Origin of the sequence: Virgisporangium aurantiacum, from assembly GCF_016863635.1 — a bacterium.
Classification (GTDB): domain Bacteria; phylum Actinomycetota; class Actinomycetes; order Mycobacteriales; family Micromonosporaceae; genus Virgisporangium; species Virgisporangium aurantiacum.
On record NZ_BOPG01000116.1, the window covers coordinates 1 to 25376 of the forward strand.

20 protein-coding genes are annotated in these 25376 nt (G+C 67.7%); 12 read left to right on the plus strand and 8 right to left on the minus strand.

Annotation, left to right across the window (positions count from 1 at the left end):
- The first annotated feature begins 766 nt into the window (after positions 1 to 766).
- A complete protein-coding gene (locus Vau01_RS59465) occupies positions 767 to 1282 on the plus strand; it encodes a hypothetical protein (protein ID WP_204012908.1) in 516 nt (171 codons plus the stop codon).
- Between the two features lie 614 nt (positions 1283 to 1896).
- On the opposite strand, the gene Vau01_RS59470 is transcribed toward Vau01_RS59465, so the two are convergent.
- The 5 genes from Vau01_RS59470 to Vau01_RS59490 are packed head-to-tail and all read right to left on the minus strand — an operon-like array spanning position 1897 to position 8952.
- Positions 1897 to 2424 carry a hypothetical protein gene (locus Vau01_RS59470; RefSeq protein ID WP_204012911.1) on the minus strand — a complete coding sequence of 176 codons (528 nt, stop codon included), beginning with the start codon at positions 2422 to 2424 and terminating at the stop codon, positions 1897 to 1899.
- Between the two features lie 53 nt (positions 2425 to 2477).
- Positions 2478 to 6653 carry an RHS repeat-associated core domain-containing protein gene (locus Vau01_RS59475; RefSeq protein ID WP_204012914.1) on the minus strand — a complete coding sequence of 1392 codons (4176 nt, stop codon included), beginning with the start codon at positions 6651 to 6653 and terminating at the stop codon, positions 2478 to 2480.
- A 38-nt stretch (positions 6654 to 6691) separates the two neighbouring features.
- The gene (locus tag Vau01_RS59480; RefSeq protein ID WP_204012917.1) at positions 6692 to 7402 is read right to left on the minus strand and encodes a hypothetical protein; all 711 of its coding nucleotides are present in this window, start codon (positions 7400 to 7402) and stop codon (positions 6692 to 6694) included.
- Between the two features lie 21 nt (positions 7403 to 7423).
- Positions 7424 to 8788 carry a SpvB/TcaC N-terminal domain-containing protein gene (locus tag Vau01_RS59485; RefSeq protein WP_204012920.1) on the minus strand — a complete coding sequence of 455 codons (1365 nt, stop codon included), beginning with the start codon at positions 8786 to 8788 and terminating at the stop codon, positions 7424 to 7426.
- The gene (locus Vau01_RS59490; RefSeq protein WP_204012923.1) at positions 8782 to 8952 is read right to left on the minus strand and encodes a hypothetical protein; all 171 of its coding nucleotides are present in this window, start codon (positions 8950 to 8952) and stop codon (positions 8782 to 8784) included. Before Vau01_RS59490 ends, Vau01_RS59485 begins: the two co-directional genes overlap by 7 nt.
- 377 nt (positions 8953 to 9329) lie before the next feature.
- On the opposite strand from Vau01_RS59490, the gene Vau01_RS59495 reads away from it, so the two are divergent.
- Positions 9330 to 9800 (plus strand): hypothetical protein, encoded by a 471-nt coding sequence (locus Vau01_RS59495; RefSeq protein WP_204012926.1) that lies wholly within the window; start codon positions 9330 to 9332, stop codon positions 9798 to 9800.
- Positions 9801 to 10671: 871 nt separating this feature from the next.
- Positions 10672 to 10872: a hypothetical protein gene (locus tag Vau01_RS59500; protein ID WP_204012929.1), complete on the plus strand. Its 201-nt coding sequence runs from the start codon at positions 10672 to 10674 to the stop codon at positions 10870 to 10872.
- Between the two features lie 25 nt (positions 10873 to 10897).
- Here the strand turns inward: Vau01_RS59500 and Vau01_RS65575 are convergent, their stop codons facing one another.
- The gene (locus tag Vau01_RS65575) at positions 10898 to 11686 is read right to left on the minus strand and encodes an MMPL family transporter (protein ID WP_373320501.1); all 789 of its coding nucleotides are present in this window, start codon (positions 11684 to 11686) and stop codon (positions 10898 to 10900) included.
- 434 nt (positions 11687 to 12120) lie between these two features.
- Here Vau01_RS65575 and Vau01_RS59510 point away from each other — a divergent pair, with 434 nt between their 5' ends.
- A complete protein-coding gene (locus Vau01_RS59510) occupies positions 12121 to 12270 on the plus strand; it encodes a hypothetical protein (protein WP_204012946.1) in 150 nt (49 codons plus the stop codon).
- A gap of 283 nt (positions 12271 to 12553) precedes the next feature.
- Here the strand turns inward: Vau01_RS59510 and Vau01_RS59515 are convergent, their stop codons facing one another.
- Complete coding sequence (locus tag Vau01_RS59515; RefSeq protein WP_204012948.1) at positions 12554 to 13813, minus strand: ROK family transcriptional regulator; 1260 nt, start codon at positions 13811 to 13813, stop codon at positions 12554 to 12556.
- A 186-nt stretch (positions 13814 to 13999) separates the two neighbouring features.
- Between Vau01_RS59515 and Vau01_RS59520 the strand changes: the two genes are divergently transcribed.
- Complete coding sequence (locus Vau01_RS59520) at positions 14000 to 15508, plus strand: cellulase family glycosylhydrolase (RefSeq protein WP_204012950.1); 1509 nt, start codon at positions 14000 to 14002, stop codon at positions 15506 to 15508.
- A 221-nt stretch (positions 15509 to 15729) separates the two neighbouring features.
- On the opposite strand, the gene Vau01_RS59525 is transcribed toward Vau01_RS59520, so the two are convergent.
- Positions 15730 to 17433, minus strand: coding sequence for an AMP-binding protein (locus Vau01_RS59525; protein WP_204012952.1), 1704 nt, complete (start codon positions 17431 to 17433; stop codon positions 15730 to 15732).
- 87 nt (positions 17434 to 17520) lie between these two features.
- Between Vau01_RS59525 and Vau01_RS59530 the strand changes: the two genes are divergently transcribed.
- The 7 genes from Vau01_RS59530 to Vau01_RS59560 all read left to right on the plus strand — a co-directional run bounded on the left by Vau01_RS59530 (position 17521) and on the right by Vau01_RS59560 (position 25369).
- A complete protein-coding gene (locus tag Vau01_RS59530) occupies positions 17521 to 18393 on the plus strand; it encodes a helix-turn-helix transcriptional regulator (RefSeq protein ID WP_204012964.1) in 873 nt (290 codons plus the stop codon).
- A gap of 224 nt (positions 18394 to 18617) precedes the next feature.
- Entirely contained in the window at positions 18618 to 19451 is an 834-nt protein-coding gene (locus Vau01_RS59535) for an ABC transporter ATP-binding protein (RefSeq protein WP_239152998.1), read from the plus strand.
- Positions 19448 to 21388, plus strand: coding sequence for an AMP-binding protein (locus Vau01_RS59540; RefSeq protein WP_204012966.1), 1941 nt, complete (start codon positions 19448 to 19450; stop codon positions 21386 to 21388). Before Vau01_RS59535 ends, Vau01_RS59540 begins: the two co-directional genes overlap by 4 nt.
- On the plus strand, positions 21385 to 22254 hold the full coding sequence (locus Vau01_RS59545; protein ID WP_204012968.1) for a branched-chain amino acid ABC transporter permease: 870 nt from the start codon (positions 21385 to 21387) through the stop codon (positions 22252 to 22254). Before Vau01_RS59540 ends, Vau01_RS59545 begins: the two co-directional genes overlap by 4 nt.
- A 1-nt stretch (position 22255) precedes the next feature.
- Positions 22256 to 23317, plus strand: coding sequence for a branched-chain amino acid ABC transporter permease (locus Vau01_RS59550; RefSeq protein WP_204012970.1), 1062 nt, complete (start codon positions 22256 to 22258; stop codon positions 23315 to 23317).
- Between the two features lie 34 nt (positions 23318 to 23351).
- Positions 23352 to 24533: an ABC transporter substrate-binding protein gene (locus Vau01_RS59555; RefSeq protein WP_204012972.1), complete on the plus strand. Its 1182-nt coding sequence runs from the start codon at positions 23352 to 23354 to the stop codon at positions 24531 to 24533.
- Positions 24534 to 24553: 20 nt separating this feature from the next.
- On the plus strand, positions 24554 to 25369 hold the full coding sequence (locus Vau01_RS59560; protein ID WP_204012974.1) for an ABC transporter ATP-binding protein: 816 nt from the start codon (positions 24554 to 24556) through the stop codon (positions 25367 to 25369).
- The last annotated feature ends 7 nt before the right edge of the window (positions 25370 to 25376 follow it).

Genomic DNA, 25376 nt, shown 5'->3' on the forward strand with positions numbered 1-25376 from the left:
CCTCGGCGAATGCACCGTCGGCCAGGGCCGCCAGCGTCTGCGCATTGCACTCCCCCACCCATCCCAACGCACGGGGCGAGTCCACGTCCTCCAGCCACAGGTACGGGTCCTCGGCACCCTCGTCCGGCACAGCCACCTCCACTCGGCCACCCGCTGTCGACGTCACCGCACCGTCCATTCTCGATACCCGCACCACGCTGGTGATGACCCGTCCGATGGCCAACGGGTCGATGCCCGCGCGATCTCGAGCCAGCCGGTCGACCGGGGCCACAACCAATTAGATCATCTCGATGTGACTCGGTGTCGTCGCCGAACTGCGCCTGGATGTGCTAACCCTGTGGAGGAACGAGGCGGCCCTGACCACCGTTCCCCGACGCGTCGCGACAGCCGCAGAGCTCCTGGGAACGAAGCTGTTTCTCCACTTCCGCGCGACGCCGGACGACTCAGGTTGTTACCTGTGTACTCGGCAGCGAGGAGTCAGCCGAGAGGTAGCGGCCGAACGCGAAAGCCAGCTCGCACAGGTGCTCATCTGGATCAGGCCACAACGAGATCCGCCGAGAGCGCCGACCTCGGTTGGAAAATGGTTCGTGTCTGGCCTCGGACACCGGTTTTGGTGGAATCCCGCGGCAACCAGGCATTCGGCCGGTTGGTGGGGACTACCGGACAACCGACCCGCATTTCCGCTGCTGTGGACCGAGGGGCTGCGGCCCGCCGGGCGAGTTGACTTTGCCGTTCTTCCGGCTTCCTGCCTGCGGCCCGGTCGACGATGAGCCGCATGGGCCAGTCTCCGGAGCCGGCCGCCGCCCGTCCTGAGCAGCTGATCGGGGCGCTGATCCCTCCTGCGACGCGCCGTTTCGCGCCGCTGGCGCCTCTGGATCTACCGGTACTCCCCCGCCTCGACCTGCCGGCCGACGCCCCGTTTGAGTCGTTCCTGCTCGACGTGGCCCGCCTGGATGCCTCCGGGCGGTTCTCCGCGCGGTCGCTGCTGACAACCTTGGCGTGGTCACCGGGACATCGTGTCGACCTTCGGGTCGGCACCGACGTGGTCGTGATCAGCTCGTGTGTGGACGGCCGGCAGGCGGTCGGCGGCCGTGGGGAGCTGACCCTGCCAGTCTCGGCCCGGGCGCTCGCCGGACTCGACCGCGAGGGGTGGATCGTGTTGGTCGCCATCCCCGCTCGCGGCGCCCTGATCGTGCACCCGCCCGCGCTGATCGCCCGCCTGCTGACCGATTACTACGGCCGCCAGCCAGGCCCCGACGGCCGCATCCACGGCGATGACTGACCCCGACCGCGTCGCGCAGGCGCGAGCCCTGCTCGCGCAACTCGGCGTGACTCTCGCCGACCTACACACCGCCGACCGACACTCCGTCGAGGCAACCCGAATTGAGATGCCGACGGTCGCGGAGTATCTGCCGCGGGTGGTCGCTGCGGCCGGGCCCGGCGCCGCACGGACCTACGGCAACTACTGGGCCCGGATGGTGGCACTCTGGGGCGACAGACCCCTCGACACGATTGCCGCACCGACATCGAGGCGCTGCACCGCGAAGCCGTCGCCAAGGCGGTACCGCGCCGCAACGGCCGCGGCGGACGACACGCCGGCGAACACGTCATCGCCGCCCGAGCCTTCTTCGTCCGAGCCATCGCCGACGGACTCATCGCCCCCTCGGCGAGTCCGGCCCATCGGATCACCAAGCCACGACGGCTACCCAACACCCGCCGCGCCCTGACACCCCGCGAACTGGCCGACATCAACGACGTCGCCCGAACCAGCGGCAACGACCCCATCCTCGACGCGATCCTGCTACGGCTGCACACCGAGACCGCCTGCCGCCGCGGCGGCGCCCTCGCCCTACGCAGTCACCAGAACGATGTCCCCTCGTCTCCGGGTTACACCGTTCATGACTCTGCCTTCCTCGTCCATGCGATGAATTTCATGAGCCGCCTGACGTTGTCTCCGGGAATCAGATTCGTCTCCCTGTTCCCTTTGTAGGCGGCGTCGGCCACGGTTGAGGCTGCATCGCGATCTTGAGGGCCTATCAGTTCCAGGACCGCCGTGGTGCAGGGCGATCGCACCATGACCGGTAGATCGGTGTCCGCCAATTGTTCTGGCCCGGGGTTGCCCATATAGTCAAGCCATTGACGCCACAGCCGCTTGGCCGAGTGTTTCACCGCCGCCCCGGTTGCCGCGGCTCTAATGAGTTCGAGAGTCCTGTTGACCAGCTGTTCCCCGGGGCCGAACACTCGTTCGCCATACATGGTCCGTATGTCGTCGATGCAGAGGCTGAGGCAGCCCAGGTAGGCCGGGTAGGGCAACTTCCGCAACCGGGCAACGAGGTCCCGCCTGAGAGCCCTCCCGTCGACAGCCAGGATGACATCGAGGGGCAGTCCGTCGATTTGGTCTTCGGGTACATCGTCAGGTATCACGAACGGCCCTTCGTGATCAGTCGATACGTGGCTCGTAGTCTACCGGCTGTCCGTCACCACTCATGTTGCTGTGGGCCGCCCATTCCGGGACCTCCTCCCCGAATCTGGGGCTGCCGGGCCTGGGCCAACGAGTCACCGGCGTTGAAGCCGTACCGGAACCAGGTCAGGACGGCGTTCATCCCGTTGATGCTCCGTTTTGGCAGGTCTTTCGCCTTCTCTTCCTTCCTGATATCCGACCTGGTGCTGCGTACCCACTGGGGTGTGAACATCCGGTCGCCCTCGAATCCGCGGCCGCCAGGCTCGATCTGTGGGCCGGTACCGTCCTTTCGAAACGCGAAGTACGTCAGGTTCTCCGCACAGGTGTCGCTACAGGACTCGTTCGACACCACAGCACCGAACACTTTGACCGACTTCTTGGCTTGTTCCATGTCAAATCGCCACTGCTTCGCGACCCCCTCGGCGTGGTTGTCTTTGTCGTCGGGATTCTTCGGTCCGTCATTCGCCACGTAGACCGTAACGCCCATCGCCTGAAGCTCGTCGATGAGGTCTTCTGGGATACTAAAAGACGCGAAAACAACAACCTGTAGTTCGCCGTCGACTTCGACCTTCGCGACCACGGCGGCGAAGTCCATGTGGGCATTCCCTCCCTTCTTCGAGGCATATTTGTCGACCGCTTCGATCGCCTCCATATACTTACGTTGCTGCCAGTCCTTCAGAAGGAGGTTGCCGAGTTTGCCCTTCAACTTGCTCTTGTACGGGTTCTCGTCATCGCTGCCCCAGTGAGGTGTGTAACTCGTGGTCACGCCGCAGCCGCCGGCGCACGGGTCTCCGCCGCCGGGCACGGAGTAGTGGCAGTCCTCGCCGTCGGGTTTCTTACAGATCGGGGCGAGTCCGTCGGGGTCTGAGTCGGTGACGGGGTTGCTGTTGGCGTAGGTGTAGCCGTTCCAATGCCCGGGATCATTCAAGTCCATGACCGGGTCGACGGAGATGAACCGGCCTGTGGCGGGCTCGTACTCGCGTGCCCCGAGGTGTACCAGGCCCGTAGGATCGTTGACGCCGTTGACGAAGCCTCTGGTGGTGGGCCATCCAGCAGCGGGCCCGCGGGCGTTGCCGTACGGGTCGGTCTTGCGTCGGGTCACGGCAAGAGTCGCCGGGTTGATGGCCGCCTGGCCGGTGCCGTGGTGATCGGCGGCGGTCCAGGTCAGCCCGCCGTTAGTGGTGCGGACGGCGACGCCGTAGTGGCGGGTGCAGGTGATCCCGGCGGTAGTCCTCCGCAGCTCGAAGCCCTCGAGATATAGCGTGGTGACGGATCCGGGTTCGTAGGCCAGCAGCCGCTGCCCGTCGGGGGTGTAGACGTAGCTGGTGGTGCCGCTGCTGTCGGTAACGGAGGCGAGGTGGCCTTCCTCGTCCCACGTCAGAGCCTGGCCGGCTTTGCCGGCGATGTTGCGGGTGGTGGTGTTGCCGGTGGCGTCGTAACCGTACGTGTCACTGCCCGGGTTTACCCCGGTGATGGTGACTCCGGTGGCGGCATGGGGCCGCACCGATGTGGGCCCGGAGGCCGGGTAGGCGTAGGTTCGGATGGTATTCCCGGCCGCGGTGTGGACGGTGTCCTGGGTGCGGTTGCCGATGGCGTTGTGCTGGTAACTGGTCCAGTAAGGGTCGGGGCCGCCCACGATTGCCTGGGTGGGGGCGGCCTGGCAGGTGGCGGCAGTGGTGGTCCAGGCTTCGGCGAGTCGGCGGAGCGCGTCGTATTTGAAGCACTGGTTCGACACCGTCGTGCCACTGTTGTTGACCTCGTTGATGTTCTTGACGTTGCCCGCCGCGTCGTAGCCGTACTGCTCGATCAGCTGTGGCACCCATGTGCCGGGGCTTGTCTGGTTCTCGGTGGACACCCGGTTCTCGGTGAGCCGACCGGTGGCCGGGTCGATGGCGTTGTCGAGCTGGACGCGTTTGGTGCCGACGCCGAGGGTGAGTCCGGTAACAACACCCAGGTTGGTGTACGTGGTGTTCGAGATGTAGGTGTCGATGCCGGCCATGGTCAAGGGGTAGCCGGCGTTGTCGTAGGTGTGGGTGATCGTCTCGGCCGGCAGCGACCCGCCGGCGGGCAGGGTCTGGGTGGCGAGGTTGCCGTCCGGTGTGTAGCTGGTCGACGTCGTCCATGGGCCTGCGAGACTGCCCATCGACGACGGCAGGCTGACCTTTCTGGTAAGGGGCCGGTAGGCGTCGTCGACGTCTGTAACCTCGCTGCTGTACGCCTCCAGGACACCGGACGAGTTGGGGTGCCAGCGGGTAGATCGGACCGGTTGGCCTTTGACGCTGCCTCCGCTAGCCAGCGTGTCGTACCCCCAGGTGGCACGTTTCGTTCCGGTGCCGACCGCCCCCTGCCAGAGTTCTGTCCTGCGGCCAAGGTCGTCGTACCGGTAGGACAGCACGATGTCGCGAGCGTCCTTGGTCGTGGCGAGATCGCCGGCGGCGGTGTAGGTCATCTCGGTGGCGCCCCGGTCCGGGTCGGTGGTTGCCGTGACCCGCCCGCCGAAGTCGTAGGTGCTGGCCCAGGTGTTTCCGGCGGGGTCCGTGACTTGGGCCATACGGCCGAGCCGGTCGTAGCCGTAGCCGGTGGTCTGGTATGGGTCGGCCGTGGTGGCGCCGAGGTGCTGACGTAGTTCGGTGGTGCGCCCGTGCGCGTCGACCAGGGTGGTGGTGGGGATACCGCCGGCGGGTGGGGTGACTGTGGTCCGGTCACCGTCGTAGCCTGTGATGGTCTGCCACTTCATCGTGTTGAGCGACCACAGCTGGTCGTTGATGACCCGCTCTTGCTGATCGAACACTTTGCGGTTCTGGGTCGCAATGTTGGTGTCGGCGAAGGCGACGAGCGTGGCGTCCGGTGCGGCGGAGTTCCAGAACGTCGAGGCCTTCACCGCTAGGCCGCGGCTGTCGTAGGCGGTATCGGTGATGATCCGTCCGCCGTTGGCCTGGGGCGCGGGTTGCTGCGTCTGACGTAGGCGGAGCCGTCCGTCGAACAGGTCGTAGGAGACAATTTGATTGCCGTTGGGCCCGAGCATCTTGGTGGTGATGCTGTTCCCACCAGCGGTACCGGCCAGCGTGTAGACGTATTCAGCGGTAGGGGTGCCCGAAGTTGGGCGCCCGAGACCCCACACCTTCACCAGCCGACCGAGCGGATCGTACCGGACAGTGATGGCTCGACCGTTGGCGTCGACAACGGCGGTCGGCGCGCCACGACGCGGCTCGACGGTACTGGTCGTGGTATGGCCCAGCGCGTTGGTCGCGACCATCTGCGTCGCCGGGAGGACTGTCGCGGGCGTGTAGGCAACGGTCGAGGTCTTACCGCGGGCGTCCTTGGCGGAGACAGGCCTGCCGTAGATGTCATAGCCGGCCTGCGTGGTCGCCCACACATCCGGCCCGGTCGACACCAGGCTCTCCGCCTTCGTCGCCAGGCCCTGGGTCGGCGGCGCGCCGTGGGTGGCCTGTCCGTCGTAGTAGGTGCGGCTACGGGCCAGCAGGCTGCCGCTGGCACAGTTGGTGCCGGCCCGGGTCGTCGCCTCGGATGGCATCGCGATGAGGTAGTCGGTGGTGTTCATCGCGTAGGTGGTGCGGCTACAGGTGTCGTCGTCAATGGTGGCGGTGTCGCCGAGGTCCGCCTGGTCGGTGGTCAGGTTGTAGTTGTTCTCGTAGACGGTCTGGGTTTCGGTGACCCGCCAACTGTTGGTGGCGTTGATTTTCGTGCGGGTGATGGTGGCTGGTTCGCGCAGGTAGTAGGCGGTGATGTTGCCGCCCTGGTAGGTACGGGTCCGGACCGATGTCACCGCGGTGGTCACGTTGTGTAGGACCGAGCCGGTGATGACACCGTTCTCGATGGTCATCTCTTCCCGCGTTTGGCCGGCGAGTGGGAGGACGTCAGTGAAGACGTTGCCCTGGCTGTCACTGATGGTGGCGGTGCGGGTGTCGTCGCCAGCGTCGGTGCGGTCGCCGTTCAGACCGCGGAAGTAGCGTCGGGCTGATTCGGTCCGGGTACCGGTGGTGTCGCCGTGGATGGTGCTGACGGTGGAGTAGCCGCGGAACACGGTCCACGACCGTTTGCCTACCGGTACGGTTTCGGTGTTGTCGTGGCCCCAGAGCACGTTTGTCGAGGAGCCCTGGGTGGAGTAGGAGTAGTTCCACACCTCGTCGGGGGATCCGCCGGTGAGGTCTCGGACGGTGACGGCGGACACGGTGTACTTGTGGAACCATGCCCAGCCGGTCGACCCGTTCAGCGTGAAGTACTGGGGGAAGCAGCGTTTCGGGTTGTTGTCCGGGTCGGCAGCGTCGACGCGGTGCAGTCGCCGGCGTTGTAGGTGACGGTGGTTCGGGAGCCGGCGTTGTCGAGGAGGTACCCGAGCCGGAACTTGCGCAGCGGCGGCACCCCGTTGCCGGCGTCGTGGTCGACGCGGTTGTCGCGCAGGTCGCCCCAGAACTCCAGGGTCGGTTCGGACGTGGTGTTGGCGCCGTCGACACCGGTGCGGGTGAGCGTGGACAGCCACAGGGACGAGGTGGTGCCGTCGGTTGTGCCGGGGTAGGAGTGGACCAGGTCGTACCGGTCGACGTCCTGGTAGGCGCCGGCGTCGTTGTTCCACACCTTGGTGGTGATGAGGTCCAGGCCGTACGGCGTGAAGAACGTCGGCGAGGTGTGTGGGCAGCTCGTCGCCGCCTGGGCGCAAAACTGGTCCCAGGGCACGTCGACCTGGCAGCCGTTGGGGTTGCAGCGGTTGTCGGTGGTGAACTCCACCCGCATCTGCCCGGACGAGCCGGGGGCGTCGGTGGCGCGGTAGCCGTACTCGATCGCCTGCGGGACCGCGTTGTACTCGTAGTAGGTGACCGCCTGACCGTTGTTCCGGGAATAGGACGCGGCGGACTTGTTGTAGAAGATGCGCATGCTGTTGCCGCGCGCGTCGACAACGAAGTCGAGGTTCCACTTGTACACCTGCCAGCAGAACGCGTTGGCTTAGGTGGCGTTGTAACACGGCTCGCCCGCGTTGTTGCCGTAAACCGGCACGACCTGAGCGGCCTTCGTGTCCCGGTCGTTGACGATCCCGGCCCGTTTGGACTGGCCGAAGTAGTACTGGGTGCCATCGAGCGTGGTCACCTTCCAGTACTCACCGAAGGTGGAGTTGTTCGGCGTACCGGTAAGCTGCTCGATCTTCCACCCGGAGTCGGTCTCAGCCCGCCAAATCCCACTGCCGTCGTCGCGGACCAGCCGCGTCGACGTCCCATTCAGCGTGAGCGTTGGTACGTCGGACAACTCGCCGCCGCCGGACATCCAACACAGGTCCCCCTTCGGCGTACCGTCATCGGAACACGACGCGTACGAGCGCTCGATCGATCCCAACGACAGGTCCCACCCGGTGCCGACCCACGACGCCTGCGAATTCGTGGCGATCGTCATCGTGTCCACCGACGCCGACGAATAGGTCAGCTTCACATCCGGCGTCGGCCCGCCCAGCGAGGGCGGCACCGTGATCGGGACGCTGGTGGAGAACCCGCCAGCCTGTTCACCGGCCGCCCACGAAAACGACGGCGACAACGGCGTCTTCGTGAAGTCCCCCGCCGAGGACGACCCGCCCGACATCACCGCGAACACCGGATCCCCGGACCCGACCGCCCGCTCACCCGCATCTCCGGCCTGCGGGTCAGAGTCGTGCGGGTCGGAGGCGGATCCGGAGCCGATGTCGAATCCGTCGATGGAGACGACCTTCTCCGTCTCCAGGTTGCGGGCACCCGGAATCGGAGTCACCTGCCGGCACTGCGGCAACTCCGGGGTGTCCTGCACACATCGGGGCAGGCTCACCAACCGCAACCGGGCACCGAAGTCGGCACCGAACACGTGCTCAAACGTCGAGTAGTCCACATCCAGTGCCACCCGGCCCGCCCCGGCCCGGTCGTCGGCGCGGGACACCGTGAACACCACTCCGGGGATGCCGATCGCCTCGGCCGCGGCCCGGTCCCACACCTTCACCCGCACCTGCGATGGCGGCGGCGCCAACTGCGACCGCAACTCGCCCGGCGTCCGCGCCTCCTCCTCCGGCGCATCCACCCCCGCCCGCACCCGCACGCCAAGACCGCCCGGGCGGGCAACATCCGCCCCCGACGGCGGGACCGCCTTGCCCGCGGCCCCCGCCGCGCCGGTGTTCACCGGGACAACCCCGACACCACCAGCCGGCCACGTCCGGCCGGTCGCCTTCCACCCCGGCATCGCCGGCGGCGGCTCATTACGGGCCTTGACCGGCGACACCGGCACCGACTTCTCACCCGACCCGCCCGACCCCGGACCGCCAGGGGCGGCCTGCGCCAACGGCGGCACCGTCACCACACACCGGCCACCAACGCCCCCGCCAACGCCGCGATCAACGCCAACCGGCGCCGGCCATGGTGGCGTCGCCGCAGCAGATCCGCATCGCCGGCCACCTGCGGCAGCGGTTGACCGCGACGGGTGGAGGCACGACGGGTAGTGGACAGCAACCGGCGCACGGCCATCAAGAGACTCCACGGTCCGGAGGGACGTTGCGGAGATCATCGATGAATACATCGACTACGCGCAATAGCTACCCGATCACCCTGCGTGGTTCATGGCGGGATATCCGAAACATTAGATCTGCATTGTTGTGCGTCGATTCGACACCACCAGCGGGGTATTGCACCGCCAACCGGCCCGCCGCGCCGTTGACGCCCGGCGACGCTCACGTACCTGCCACAATGTCACGCGCCTGTGCTTCACTAACGGCGCGCGACCAACGGCGCCCGGCGCGGGTGACCGACCAGAACCGTCACCACTGCGCGAACACGAGCATGGATGTCTCGACCAAGCCATTGCGATACGGTCCGGCGTTCATCGACCAGGAAGGATGACGGTCGTGTCCGAGACAAGCTCCGAGCCAAGCTCCGAGACAAGCGAAGCGCCGCCAGCCGAACCCGTCCCTCGCCAGCCGCACCGGCGGGTTCGACGACGCTCCCTACTCATTGTCAGCATCGTCGCCGCCGTCGCATTCGTCTCGGTCACAGCGACACTCCTACTGGCCAGCGACGGATCGCCGCTCGGATCGCCGTTCGCGGACCGGGCACCTGCCGCCGGACTGCGCGCCGGCGACTGCGTGGCGCTGCTCCCAGAAACGGTCGACCACGAGTTCACGACGGTTGCCGCCATCCCCTGTGCCGCACCCGACGCCAAGTACAGGATGGTCGCCGTACTCACCTCCCATACCCGCCAGCAGGCCCAAGAAGCATGCCTGCATGAGGTCAGACGGATCGGAAAGCCGCTACAGCTCCTATCCGCTGCACCGCCCGACAAGCGCGGCGACGCCATCTGCGTGGAGACCTTGTCCTGACCACGGCCGACCGCGCACACCACGATCTCCGAACCAGCCAAAACCACCCGCGCCACACCGCCGGCAAGACGCGGCCCGCGCGGACGACCGGCATCGTTGAGCCAAACGTTCTACAACGACCTCAACCCGGATCCTCTCGATCGAGTTCCCAACTGGTTGCCGCGCGACGAACCGTCGGACGGCGCGCTGATCCAGCGGACGGACGCGGCCGCCGAAACGCCAACGAACACCTCCCCGACCACGGCGCCGCATCCAGCCGAACGTGATCGGCCCGACCTGGCAGTCCACCATCGGGTCGGCGGACATCCGGGGTGTCAGCCAGTCACGCAGGCCGCCCGGCAGGCGACACCCTGCGTGGTCCTTGACGGCCACGGGTGTCTTTCGTAGTTTGAACCGCATGCATACCCGTTCCCGGCGGGTGTGCTGTGTTCTACGCTTACACACGCGTTCCCAGCAAATATGCTGGGTGTGGGGGTTCAATCCCCCCTCGGACACGAACCTTTCCCAACGGCGCAGCGGATCGATCTCCGCGTGCGCCGTTTGTGTTTCGTGGTGCCAGGTGAGTCGTAGGCCGAGTTGGCGGTAGACCTCGGCCTTGTCGGCCGGGTCTGCCTTCGTGAGGACGGCCAGGATGTCGCCGAGTTGGCCGACCATGGTCGCGATTTCCTCGGCGGTCATCCGCCGGCTGCTCTTGCTCGGGGCTCGTGCCGCTCAGTAGTGCGTCCGCCGCTGTCCGTTCGGCTTGAACCTGGCTGATCCAGCCGGTCACGACTACCGGGTCCGCGCCGGCGTCGAGGGCGGCCCGGTAGCGGGCAAGTTTCGCGTCGCAGTCCCGCAGCACGGCGGCGGCGGTCGTGGCAGCCGGATCCGGTTGATCGGGATCGTCCTGAGCGGCGGCGAGTTGGTCGATGGTGTGCCGCCGGTTCTCCAGGGTGAACAGGCCGGCCAGCCAGCCGTCGAGGTGCGGGACGAGGAGGTCTTCGCGCAGGATGACGTTGCGGGGGTGCACACCGCACAGAACCTGGTCGACATCACCTTCGCCCTGGCGATCCTGACGCCGCCGCCCTGGTGATGGGCCACGGCACCGTCCAGACCCGCTACAGCATCGGCGAACTCGCACCCCGACTGGTGATCGGGTTCATCGCCGCGAACTTCGCCATCCCGATCTGCCGCACCCTCATCGACTCCGCCAACACCATCACCGAGGCGTTGACCGTCGGCGACCTGTCCACCCCGCAAACCGTCGCCCAACTCCAGAACCTGATCGGTGCGGCGCTGGGCGACCAGACCAACGGCCTGCTCGCCCTCATCGCCGCGACCATGCTCGCCGTCCTCACCGCCATGCTGCTGGCGACCTGGCTGATCCGCATCGGCCTGCTCGTCGTCCTGGTCGGGATCGCACCCATCGCGTTGGCCTGCCACGCCACCCCGTTCACCGACCCCGCCGCCCGGCTATGGTGGCGCGCCGTTCTCGGCACCCTCGCCACCGTCGTCCTGCAGGTCCTGGCCCTGTCCACCACCATGATGATCTTCCTGGACCCGCGGACGAACAACGACGCCCTCGGCGTCCCCCAGGACCCGACCGGCACCATCCGGCTGTTCATCGTCGTCTGCCTGCTCTGGGTCACCATCCGCATCCCCGCCCTGACGCATCCGGCCGGCACCAGCATGAGTCGGATGATGGTCGCGTCGAGGAGGACAGCGACCGCCAGTGCGAAGCCGATCTGCTTGAGCTGCAGCACCGTGGTTGCCAGTGCGGCGGAAAAGACGACGAACATGATCAGCGAGGCGGCGGCCACGATACGGGCGACGCCTGCGAGGCCGTGGGCAACTGCGGTGGAGTTGTCGGATCCTGATTCCCAGTACTCTCGCATGTGCGAGACCATGAACACCTCGTAGTCCACGGACAGTCCGAACAGCACCGCGAACGCGCGGAGCGGGAGATAGACCTGGATCTATCAGACGTCCGGGAGTCTCAGCGGCCCGGCCAGGTGTCCGTCCTGGAAACCAAGCACGAGCAGCCCTCCGGCCGCGCCGACAGCGAGAAGGTTCATGATGATCGCCTTCAGTGGGAGCAGTAGACTCCGGAAGGCGAACACGAGCAGTAGGAACGACAGCCCAAGGAACGATTGTCGAGGTCGAGCCCCGGTCAGTGTTCAGGATCGGCGACAGAGTGTCGCGCAACTCCGCCGGCAGCACCCCGTCGTCATAGTGAGCCGAGAGCGGGACGCCGAGCTGGCCGAGAATCTGGGGCAGCGCGGGCGCCCTCGACCTCGACCTCGACCAGTGGATCCATCCGTTCGTCACCGTGATGCCGCCGATGACGACGCACCCCAACGACCGCGGCTACGACGCCTACGCGTACGCCGTCAACGCCGCGCGCGTCAACGCCGCGCGCGTCAACGCCGCGCGCGTCAACGCCGCGCGCGTCAACGTCGCGGAGGCCGGCGGCCTGCGGTACCCGGACTAGCGCCGGCGCAGTTGCCGGTCGCGGGCCGTCGCTCCGGTCGCTCCGGTCTCGTTTTCCGAGGTGACCGGCATCAGCGCAATCGACTTCTGTAAGCGCACCGACCTGAGCCGGAGCCCCGAAGAGCCTGATAGCCGCTAAGGCCAATTTCCGGCAAGGGATCAGCGGGAGGCGAGAGCCAAGGTGGCTCGACCACCACTCAGATGTACTGTCCACGGTGACTGACCTCGTTGGTGACGGTCCACAACGGCTCCAGCGAACTGCTCTGCTACGCCGCGCACGGCCGTCAGGTCGCCGATCTCATCTCCGCCGCCGGTGGGGCCGGGCCGTCGTCCGCGCGGGCTCGGCCGACGGTCAACTCGCTCTGCAGCACGAGTACTGCTCCTCCGATTGCCGCCGCGTCCGAACCGTTGACCGACGGCACGACCCGCACCGGGTGTGCCCGGCGGGCGAACGTGCGCCGGTCGACCTCCTGCTGGATGAGCGTCTGGTAGATCGAGCCGGCTACGGCGAAGCTCGGCCCGGCGAGGACGATCAGGTCCAGGTCGAACAGGGTGGTGATCGTGACAGCGGCGCAGCCCAGGTACCGTGCCGATTGTTCGATGAGGTGTCGGGCCTGTGTGTCGCCGGCGTTCGCGGCGGCGGCGATGCGCGCGAACTCGGTGAGAAAGTCCGTCGTGGTCGGGTCGAGCATCAGCTGATCGGTGAGCCCGGGCAGTTCCAGTGCCTGGCGGACCACGGCAGCAGGACCGGAGTAGTTTTCCAGGCAGCCGCGGTTGCCGCATGGGCACTCGTCGCCGTGGACATCGATGGAGATGTGGCCGATCTCGACGCTGTTCGAGGAGCTGCCGCGATATACCTCGCCGGCTACGACGACTCCGCCACCGATCCCGGTGGCCATGTAGATGCAGCCGTAGGTGCTGCGGGGATCGACGGTCCCGATCCAGTACTCGCCGATCGCGGCCGCGGCGGCGTCGTTGTCGAGCAGGACAGGCATGCCGAGGATCTCGGCCAGCCTGGGTGCGACCGGGTAGTCGCCCCACTCTTCGGTCGGTTGGGGGGTCAGCAGCAGACCGGCGTGCCGGTCCTGGGGGCCGTAGCTGACCAGGCCGACTCCGAGCACCCTGGCGCGGTCGACGGCCGCTGCGTCCAGGGTCGCGTTCACCTGCGCGGCCAGGAACGGCAGCGCCTGTTCCGGTGGCATCTGCGCCGTGCCGCGGAATGAGGTTCTGGCCACCTGTCGCCCGGCCAGGTCGACGACCACGATGACGCAGGTGTTTCGTTCCAGCTGCACCCCGACGCTGTAGCGGGCCGTCGGGTTGAGCCGCAGCAGGGTGGGTGGCTTGCCACCGGTCGACGCGCCGCGGCCCGCCTCGACGACCAGTCCGTCGGTCATCAGATCCCGGACGACTTCGGAGATCGTCGGCGGCGTCAGGCCGGTGGTCGTTGCGAGCTCGATCCGGCTGATCGTGCGGGCCGCTCTGATGAGGTCGAGAACCATTCCGCGGGTCTTCGGCCGGCTGTTCCAGACCGGGCTGGTCGGCATGCGACCTCCTCGACGGCATGCACGGCTTTGGTAGGAGAGCTTACTTTGCGCCCGTCGCGCCGCCGTTCGGCCGCCCGAGCGCGAGGCGACGCCGCCGTGCCAGGTCGACATCCATTGACTTTGATAGATAGCCTAAATAAGGTCGATGGGAGCGCTCCCACCATGATTACCTCCAAGGGAGATCAGATGAGATCTCGTCACACTCTGCTGGCCGCCGGCGCCGCCGCGGTGCTCCTGTCCGGCACCGTGGCAACGGTCACGCTTCCGGCCGCGGCGGCGACCTCCGGATGCTCGGTCACCTATACGGTGCAGAGCCAATGGCCCGGCGGGTTCACCGCGAACGTGGGCATCACGAACCTCGGGTCGCCCGTCACGAACTGGACGCTGGCGTTCGACTTCCCGACCACCGGTCAGAAGGTCAGCCACGGTTGGAGCGCCGCCTGGACGCAGTCCGGCACCCGCGTCACAGCCGCAAGCCTGACCTGGAACGGGTCGCTCGGTACGGGGGCGTCCACGTCGATCGGCTTCAACGGCGCGTGGACCGGCACCAATCCGAAACCGGCGGCCTTCTCGCTCAACGGCGTCGTGTGCACGGGTTCCGTGGTTCCGTCGCCGTCGAACCCCTCCAGCGCCTCACCGAGCACCTCCCCCAGCACTCCGCCGGCCGGCAGCCCCGCTCCCGAGGTCAAGGTGTCCGGCAACAAGATCGTCACTGCGGACGGTCGGGCGTACCGGCTGCTGGGTGTGAGTCGCTCCAGCGGCGAGTTCGCCTGCGTGCAGGGCAAGGGACTGTGGGACAACGGTCCGGTCGACCAGGCATCGGTCGACGCGATGAAGACCTGGAACATCCACGCCGTCCGCATTCCGCTGAACGAGGAGTGCTGGCTGGGCGTGAACGGCTCCCCCAGCGGCCCGGCCTACCAGCAGGGCGTCAAGGACTACGTCAACCTGCTGGTCGCCAACGGCATCAACGTCATCCTCGACCTGCACTGGACCTGGGGCGCCTACACGAACAGCCCGGACTGGCACTGCAAGGACGAGCATGCCACCTGCCAGAAGCCGATGCCCGACGCGCAGTACGCCCCCCAGTTCTGGACCGGCGTCGCCAACACCTTCAAAGGCAACGACGCCGTCGTCTTCGACCTGTTCAACGAGCCCTACCCGGACATGCCCGCAGACTGGAACAAGACCCTGGGTTGGCAGTGCCTGCGCGACGGCGGCACCTGCACCGGCATCCCCTACGAGGTCGCCGGCATGCAGGACCTCGTCGACGCGGTCCGCGCCACCGGCGCCACCAACATGCTGATGGTCGGCGGGCTCGAATGGACAAACGACATGCGGGAGTGGCTGGCGCACAAACCGACCGACCCGCTGAACAACATCGCCGCGTCGTGGCACGCCTACAGCTTCAACGCCTGCGCGAACGAGTCCTGCTGGGACACCCAGATCGCCCCGCTGGCACAGCAGGTCCCGGTGGTCCTCGGCGAGTTCGGCCAGGACAACTGCGCCTTCGACTACATGCAGCGGCTGGTCGACTGGGCCGACGCCCACGACATGGGATACCTGGCCTGGACCTGGAACCCGTGGGGCTGCACCACCGGTGCGGTGCTCATCAAAGACTGGTCCGGCACACCGGAACCCGGTGTCGGCGAAGGCTTCAAGGCCCACCTCCTGACCCAGAGTCCATACGTCTGACACCCTCCGCCCGGCCCAGCCCGGCCCGGCTCCTGCCGGGCCGGGCTGGGCCGGGCGGTCCGCTCAATGGCGGTGCCACCGTTTCCCGGGGACGCTTCGCAGCCGCCGCCGTGTTCCGAGTTATCCGTGGGAAACCGTGATGTCGGTGTCGACCACCTTCCGGCGTCCCACGCGCTGCCAGTCGACCATTTCGGGCTGTACGCCAACCCGCCGCCGGCCGGCTATGACTTGGCAGTGATCGCCGCCTGCGGTGCAGGCTCGTTCTCGTCGTTGGCCGGGTTGTCGTCGCAACCGGGGCCGCCAGGTTGCGCGTCGGTGGCAGCCAGCAGCTCGACGGCCTGCTCGCGCATCTCGACTTTGCGGACCTTGCCGGTGACGGTCACCGGGAACCCGTCGACCACATGGACATACCTGGGGATCTTGTAGTGGGCCAAGCGGTCCGTGCAGAACTGCCGGAGCTGTTCGCTGGTGAGCGGAGGCGAGCCTGGGCGCATCACGACCCAGGCCATCAACTCTTCGCCGTACTTCGCATCGGGGACGCCGATCACCTGGGCGTCGACGATGTCCGGGTGGGTGTAAAGGAACTCCTCGATCTCCCGCGGGTAGATGTTCTCGCCACCCCGGATCACCATGTCCTTGATCCGGCCGACAATGCTGAAATAGCCGTCGGCGTCCATGGTCGCCAGGTCGCCGGTGTGCATCCACCGGGCCGGGTCGACCGCTTCAGCGGTCTTGTCCGGGTCGTTCCAGTAGCCGAGCATCACCGAGTAGCCGCGGGTGCACAACTCGCCCGGCTGGCCGCGGCGCAGCACCTGGCCGGTGCCAGGGTCGACGATCTTCACTTCCAGGTGTGGCATAGCGCGGCCGACCGTCTCGGTGCGCTGGGCGAGGCCGTCGTCATGGCGGGTCATGGTCGACACGGGGGAGGTCTCGGTCATGCCGTAGCAGATCGCCACGTCACGCATGTGCATCTCGCCGACCACCCGTTTCATCACCTCGACCGGGCAGGGTGCCCCGGCCATGATCCCGGTGCGCAGGCTGGACAGGTCGAACTCGGCGAACCTCGGGTGGCCCAACTCCGCGATGAACATGGTCGGTACGCCGTACAGGGAGGTGCAGCGTTCGGCCTGTACCGCGGCCAGGGTGGCTTCGGGGTCGAATCCGGGCGCTGGGAGGACCACGCAGGCGCCGTGCGAGGTCGCCGCCAGGTTGCCCATGACCATGCCGAAGCAGTGGTACAGCGGCACCGGCAGGCACACCCGGTCCTCCTCGGTGTAGCGGAGTCCTTCGGCGACGAAGACGCCGTTGTTGAGGATGTTGTGGTGCGACAGCGTGGCGCCTTTGGGGAATCCGGTGGTGCCCGAGGTGTACTGGATGTTGATGGGGTCGTCGAAGGTCAGTATGGTCGTCCGTTCGCGCAGCAGGGCGGGGTCGGCGCGGCGGCCGGCCGCGACCAGTTCGTCCCAGCCGGGTTCGCCGATGAAGACGGTCTGTTCGAAGCCGATCTCGGCCAGCATCGCCCGGTAATCGCTGGCGCGGTAGGCGACCGCGCTGATCAGGAGGCGCATGCCGGACTGGCGCACGACGTAGCCCAGTTCGTGGGCGCGGTAGGCGGGGTTGACGTTGACGAGGATCGCGCCGATCTTCGCGGTGGCGTACTGGATCAGCACCCACTCGGCGCAGTTGGGCGCCCAGATACCGACCCGGTCGCCTTTGGCAATACCCGTCGCCAGCATTCCGAGGGCCACCTCGTTCGCGGCGGTGTCGAGTTCGGTGTACGTCCAGCGCCGGCCGGTGGCCACATCGACCAGCGCCTCGCGGTCGGCGTACCTGGCCGCGGCACGTTCCAGGTTCTCCCCGATCGTCTCGCCCAGCAGCGGCACCGCGGAGACTCCGGACGCGTAGGACGGTGGTGCGACATCCATGCCCTGCAGCATCGAGACGACGGTGGCAGTCCACTACCCCCGTTCAGGGGTGGTCCAGCATGGCGGGCCGTGTGACATCCTGCTGACATGTCCGTAACACACCCTGCGGCGACCGGTCTGTCGTCGCAGGGTGTGCTGTTGCGGTCGGCCGTTGCCGAGTTGCGCCGAGCGACTCGACTCCCCGTCACGTTTGGCGGCACGATGCCGTCCGCGGGCCGGGACGTGCGACTCACCGCGTTCGCCGGAACCCGTACCGACGCGCTGCACGGCTTGCTCATCCGCGCAGGCAACGGACTGGGCGGACGCGTACTGCTCACCGCTCGACCGGGCAGTGTGGACGACTATGCCGCCGACTCGCGGATCAGCCACGAGTACGACAAGCCGGTCATCACCGAGGGTCTGCGGGCGATCGCGGCCGTGCCGGTGGTCATCGGCGCGTCCGTCTCCGGTGTCCTGTACTGCGGAGTCCGCGAGCCCTTGCCACTGGGCGATCGCGTATTGGACGCGATGAGCCGGATCGCGATGCGGATCAGCGTCGAGTTGACCATGCGTGCCGAGGTTGAGCGGCGACTGGCCGAGCTTGATACAGCCGCGATCATCCGGACCGCCCGCGAAGCGCCCACCGCGCCCGAGTGGGAGGCAGTCCGCGAGGCGCACGCGGAGCTGCGTTCGATCGCCCAGGAAGTTGCCGACTCTGCCCTCCGGCGGCGCCTCGAGGTGGTATGCGAACAACTGACCCGCTCCGGCGACCGTCCCGCGCGCGCCAACCCGCTCTCGCCCCGGGAGCTCGACGTGCTGGCACTCGTCGCGGTCGGTTGCCCGAACGCGGAGGTAGGTCGCCGCCTGGGCCTGCTGCCCGAGACGGTCAAGAGCTATCTGCGCAACGCCATGCGCAAGCTCGGCACCCACACCCGGACCGAAACGGTCGTCGCCGCCCGGCGCGCCGGGTTCCTGCCCTGATACGTCTCACCGTCCATCGCTCAACAGCACGCTGACCGCTGATCGTTACCCCCGTTCGGGTCTGGTGGCGCGGTGTTGCTGCTGCGAGTGTCCGCAGCAACGTGCTGTCGGGCGTAGGGATCGAGGCGGCAGATGGCTGATGTGGTGGTCGAGCACGACGTCGCGGCGACGGAATTCTTCGGCAGAGACCGGCTCACCGTAGACCCGGGCTTGCGGGCGCCGTCGTGATCACCCGCGAGTACCGGTTCCCGCTCAACGGCAGCTTGCTGGAGCCAGGTCAGCCGCTCCTTACCGTTTCCGACGTCGGGCTGCGGTTCGGCGGCGTGCAAGCCCTGGACGGCATCGCGTTGACCGTGCGTCAGGGCGAGATCCACGCGGTGATCGGGCCCAACGGCGCCGGCAAATCCAGCCTGCTCAACTGCGTGTCCGGGCTGTACCGGCCGCAGCGCGGGACGATCAGGCTCTCCCGGGCCGACGGCGAGGTGGACCTCGTCGGGCGTCGGCCACATCAGATCGCCCGGCTGGGGCTGGCCCGTTCCTTCCAGAACATCGAGCTCTTCAAACACCTGACGGTGCTGGAAAATCTGATGCTCGGTCGGCACCACCGGATGAGTCACGCCCTGCTGCCCGCGCTGGTCTGGTTCGGTCCGGCCCGCCGCCAGGAGATCGAGCACCGGGCGATGGTCGAGGAGGTCATCGACCTGCTCGAACTCCAGGTGGTGCGCCACCAACCTGTTGGCGCCCTGTCGTACGGCTACGCGAAACGGGTGGAACTGGGCCGGGCGCTGTGCATGCAGCCGGCCGTGCTCCTGCTCGACGAGCCGATGGCGGGCATGAACGCCGAGGAGAAGGAGTCCCTGGCCCGGTACGTGCTCGACGTCAACGAGCTCGCCGGGGTCAGTGTGGTGCTCATCGAGCACGACATGGACGTGGTCATGGACATCTCCCATACCGTGACCGTGCTCGACTTCGGCCGGCTGATCGCTGACGGTCCGCCGGCGCAGGTCCGCAGTGATCCCGCGGTGATCAGCGCCTACCTCGGTGAAGCGGACCGATGAGTACGTTCGCCGGGCTGCTCTTCGCGCGGGCCGCGGAGCATCCGCAGGCCATCGCCATGCAGGAAAAGCGTTATGGCGTATGGCAGCCGCTGACCTGGGCGCAGTACGCGCGGCGGGTGCGCGAGTTCGCCCACGGCCTGGCCGGCCTCGGGATCGGCCGCGGTGACGTGGTCGCCGTACTCGGCGACAACCGCCCGGAGTGGCTGATCACGGAGTTGGCCGTACAGTGCCTGGGCGGCGCGGTCGTAGGGGTTTATCCGACCAGTGTCGGCGAGGAGATCCTGCATGTGCTCTCCCTGGCCGAGGTTCGGATCGTGGTGGCCGAGGACCAGGAGCAGGTCGACAAGCTGATCCGGCTCAAAGACCAACTGCCGAAGCTCGCCACGATCGTCTACTACGACCCGCGCGGCCTGGCCGGCTACCCGCAGCCGTATCTGGAGCGATTCACCGACATCGAAGCCGTCGGCGCCGAGAAAGCGAAGGCCCAGCCGGCGTGGCTCGACGATCGCGTCGCCATGGTCGGTCCGGACGATACGGCGATCATCTGTACCACCTCGGGCACCACCGCGCGTCCCAAGCTGGCTGAGCTGTCGCACGCCAATCTGATCGCGATGGCCGAGCACCTCGCCGAGATCGACCCGGTGCTGCCCGGCTACCGGTACGTCTCATTCCTGCCGCTGGCGTGGATCGGTGAGCAGATGCTCGCCGTCGCGTGCGGGTTGCGCCACGGGCTGACGCTGTCGTTCCCGGAGGACGCCGCGACCCAGCGCACCGACCTGCGGGAGATCGCCCCCGATCTGATGTTCAGTCCACCCCGGATCTGGGAGTCGATGCTCTCCGAGGTCCAGGTACGCATCGACGAGGCGGGCTGGCTCAAGCGCCACGTCTTCGGCTGGGCCTACGAGGTGGGCGACCGGATGGCCGCCCACCGCACCGCGGGTCGGGTGCCGGGCGTGCCACTGCGCATCGTCCACCGGGTCGCGGACGCGGTCGGGTTACGCCCGGTGCGTGACCAGCTCGGCCTGCTCCGGATCAGCCGGTGCTACACCGGCGGCGCACCGCTGTCGCCGGACGTGTTCCGGTTCTTCCATGCCCTCGGTGTCAATCTCAAGCAGATCTACGGACAGACCGAGATCTGCGGCATCGCGGTCGCCCACCATGACGGCGACCTGCGGTTCCACACCGTGGGCGCCGCCATCCCGGGCACCGAGCTACGCATCAGCGACGACGGCGAGATCCTGCTGCGCTCGCCGAGCGTGTTCCGCGGCTACCTGCACGACCCCCAGGCCACCGCTGCCGCCACCGATCCCGACGGCTGGCTGCACACCGGGGACGCCGGGTACCTCGACGACGGACATCTCGTCGTGATCGACCGGCAGGCCGACGTGCTCCACCACCCGGCCGACGGCAGCCGGTTCTCCAACGCCTTCATCGAGAACAAGCTGAAGTTCTCGCCATATGTCGAAGAGGCCGTCGCGTTCCTCGGCCGCCACGGCATCACCGCCATCCTGTGCCTCGACCCGGCCACCGTCGGGGCCTGGGCCGAGCGGACCCGGATCGGCTACACCACCTATACCGATCTTGCCGCCCAGCCACCCGTCGCGGACCTGCTGGCCGCCGAGATCGCCCGCGCCAACGCCGACCTGCCCGCCTCGATGCGGATCCGGCGCTTCGTCCTGCTGCACAAGCAACTGGACCCGGACGACGACGAGATCACCCGCACCCGAAAGGTCCGCCGCAACGTCATCGCGACCCGCTACGCGGACGTCATCGCCGCCCTCGACGGTGACGAGCCCGCTGTCGACGTGCACACCACCGTCGCCTACCAGGACGGCAGCGCCGCCGAACGGGCCATCACGCTGACGATCCACCGGCCCATCGACATCGAGAAGCTTGCCGGCCAGCCGCGGCGCCCGGTCTGGAGTGGACGAGCATGAGTCAGTTCGTGCAGTTGACGGTCTACGGTCTGGCCAACGGTGCGGTGCTGGCGCTGGCCGCGCTCGGCTTCGTGCTCATCTACAAGGCGACGAGCGTCATCAACTTCGCGCAGGGCGAGTTGCTGCTCGTCGGCGCGTACCTGTTCTACACCGCGTTCGTCCTGTTGCGGCTGCCCCTGGCCGTCGCCGTGCTCGTCGGTGTGGCGGCGGCGGTGGTTCTCGGCGTCGCGATCGAACGCGTGGTCCTGCGGCCGCTGGTCGGTGAGGACCCGATAGCGGTGATCATGGTGACGATCGGCCTGGCCGCCGTCCTCAAGGCCGTGGTGACGATGTTCTTCGGCACCACCCCACGCGAGATGCCGAAGGTACTGCCGGCCGGGACCGTGACCATCGCGGGTGCCACGGTGCCGCTGGACCGGCTTGTCGCGGTCGCGGTCGCGGTGGTGGTGCTCGCCGCGTTCACCGTGTTCTTCCGGTGGTCGCGGCACGGCATCGCGATGCGGGCGGTCGCCGACGACCAACAGGCCGCCCTGGTTCAGGGCATCTCGGTGCGGAGGATCTTCGCTCTGGCGTGGGCGTTCGCCGCCGTCAGCGCGCTGATCGCGGGCATTCTGCTGGCTGACATCGCCGAGCTGAGCCAGAACCTGGGCAGCTTCGGCCTTGTCGTGTTCCCGGTGGTCATCCTCGGCGGGCTCGACTCGGTGCCGGGCACCATCATCGGCGGCGCCGTCATCGGTCTGGTCAGTCAGTACGCCGAGGGCGTGTCGGCCGGCGCCTCACAGGTGGTGCCCTACGTCGTGCTGGTGCTCATCCTGCTGCTGCGCCCGTACGGGCTGTTCGGCCAGCCACGCATCGAGAGGGTCTGACATGGCCGCCACCGCCGCCGGCGTGTTCCACACCAGCTACGCCTCCGAACTGCGCCTTCGACACACCTCTGCCGAGCGCCTGCGGCTGGTGCTCGTCGTCGCCGGCCTGCTCACGTTGCCGTGGCTGGTCAACCCCTACTGGCTCGGCATCGTCAACACCATCGGCATCGCCGCGATCGGCGCCGTCGGCCTGAACATCCTGGTCGGCTTCACCGGCCAGATCTCGCTCGGCCAGGGCGGGTTCCTCGCCGTCGGCGCCTTCACCTCCGCGCTGCTGGCGCAGCGCGCCGGGCTGCCGGTGCCGCTGGCCATGCTCGCCGCCGTGGCAATGACCGCGGCGGTGGGTGCATTCTTCGGCCTGCCGGCGCTACGCCTCAAGGGCCTCTATCTGGCCATCGCGACCATTGCCAGCCAGGAAATCATCATTTTCGTGGTCCGCCGGTGGGGTTGGCTCACCGGCGGACAGGGCTTCCTCGACGTCGAGCGGTTGACCATCTTCGGTTGGCGGGTGCCCCGGACCAGTTTCGAGTTCGTCTGGTACTGGATCATCGTCGGCCTCGCGGTGCTGGCCGTCGTCACCGCCCGCAACATCTTCCGCACCGCGCTCGGCCGCTCGTTCATGGCCGTGCGCGACCACGACATCGCGGCCTCGGCCATCGGCGTCGACCTGACCCGGACGAAACTGTTCGCCTTCGCCGTGTCGTCCGGCTACGTCGGGTTGGCCGGCGCCCTCACCGCCCACTACACCCAGACCGTCACCTGGGAACGGTTCACCATCGACATCTCGATCCAGTATCTCGCCATGATCATCGTGGGCGGGCTCGGCAGCATCGCGGGCGCCGTCTACGGGGCGGCCTTCATCATGCTGCTGCCCCCATTGCTCGCCGAACTCGCCGACGCGCTGCGCACCCGGGTTCCCCTGCTCGCAGACCAGCTGCCGGCCGTGCAGGCGGCAGCATTCGGACTGGTCATCGTTCTGTTCCTGCTGTTCGAGCCGCGCGGGCTGGATCGGATCTGGCGCCGGGCCAAGGACTACGTGCGGTTCTGGCCATTCCGCTACTAGACCCCACCACAAGCCCCCACGAAGGAGTGCCGCAATGCGCACATTCACGCTTGCCGCAGTGGCCGCCGTGCTGCTCGCCGGGTGCGGCGGACCCACCGCCGACGACGGCGGCAACGACGACAAGAAAGACATCGTCGTCGGCGTCATCGCCGACCTGACCGGTGCCACCGCAGACGTCGGCAAGCCCTACAACGAGGGCATGCTCGCCTACGTCGACAACCTCAACGCCAAGGGTGGGGTCGACGGTCACAAGATCAAGGCGCTCAGCGAGGACTATCAGTACAAGGTCCCCACCGCCGAGGAGAAGTACAAGAAGTTCGTCGCCGAGGGCGCCGTGGCCATCCAGGGCTGGGGCACCGGCGACAGCGAGGCGCTGCGGAGCAAGGTCAAAGACGACGAGCTTCCGTTCATGTCGGCGTCCTACGCCGAGGTCCTGACCGACCCGAAGCAGTCGCCGTACAACTTCGTGGTGGCGCCGACCTACTCCGACCAGTTGCGGGTCGCCATCGACCACATCGCCGCCCAGGATCCGGCGGCTCAACTGGCGGTGCTCCACCATGACTCGCCGTTCGGCACCGCACCGCTGGCCGACGCCGAAAAGTGGATCAAGGACAAGGGCTACCGGCTCGGTTTCAAGGCCTATCCGATGAAGGCCGGCGCCACCGACCACGTCGGTATTCTCCAGCAGGCCAAGGCGCAGGGCGCCAAGTACGTGGTGATCCAGAACGTGTCCAGTCCGGCCGCGGTGGTGGCCAAGGACATCGCCGCCCAGAAGCTCGACATGAAGATCGTCTGCCTGAACTGGTGTGCCGACGAACTGTTCATCAAGATCGCCGGTCCGGCCGCGGAGGGACACCTCATGGTCCAGCCGTTCGCGCCGCCCGGCATCACCAAACCCGGCCACCAGGCCGTCCGCGACTACTGCCAGAGCAAGGGCATCGACCTCGACGCCAAGGGACTGCACTTCGTCCAGGGCTGGTACACCATGCACGCGATGGTCAAGGGCATCGAGAAGACCCTCGCCGACGGCAAGGACCTGACCGGCCCGAACATCCGCGCCGGGCTGGAGACGATGCCCGCCGTGGACACCGGCGGCGTCATCGCTCCGATCAAGTTCTCCGCCGACAGTCACCGCGGCGCCACCGCGTCGAATGTCTACCGGGTCTCGGGCGGCAAGTTCACCGAGGTGACCGCGGCCGTGGCACCGAAGGCGTGACGAGCGGTCGGGGCACGCCGATGAGCGACCGTGAACCGGCGGTCGGCACGGACAAGCTCCTGACGGTCGACAACGTCGAGGTCATCTACGACGAGGTGATACTCGTGCTGCGCGGTATGTCGCTCGTGGTGCCACGCGGTGAAGTGGTCGCATTGCTCGGGTCCAACGGCGCGGGCAAGTCGACGACGCTCAAGGCGATCACCGGGCTGCTGCCGACCGAACACGGCGCCGTCACCGACGGCACCGTGACCTTCGACGGAGCCGACATCACCCGGGCCGAGCCGGCCGAGCGGGTACGCCGCGGCATCGCCCTGGTGATGGAGGGCCGGCGGGTGTTCGAGCACCTCACGGTGCACGAGAATCTGGTCGCCGGTGCGTACACCCGCGGCGTCGCGGCGGACTTCGACCGGGTGTACGGGTTCCTGCCCCGGCTGGCCGGCCTGCGGGGGCGGGTGGCCGGCTACCTGTCCGGCGGCGAGCAGCAGATGCTCGCCATCGGCCGGGCCCTCATGTCCGACCCGCGGCTGCTGCTGCTCGACGAACCGTCGCTCGGCCTGGCCCCGCTGCTGGTGGACGAGATGTTCGACATCGTCCGGCGGCTCAACACCGACCTCGGGCTCACCGCCCTGCTGGTCGAGCAGAACGCCCGACGCGCCCTGGCGGTCGCCCACCGCGGCTACGTCATGGAATCCGGCCGGATCGTCCTCGCCGGAACCGCCGCCGACCTCGCCGACAACCCCGACGTCAAGGAGTTCTACCTCGGCCTGGGCGAGGCCGGGGGACGGCGCAGCTACCGCGATGTCAAGCACTACAAGCGCCGCAAGCGCTGGCTATAGGAGGTTT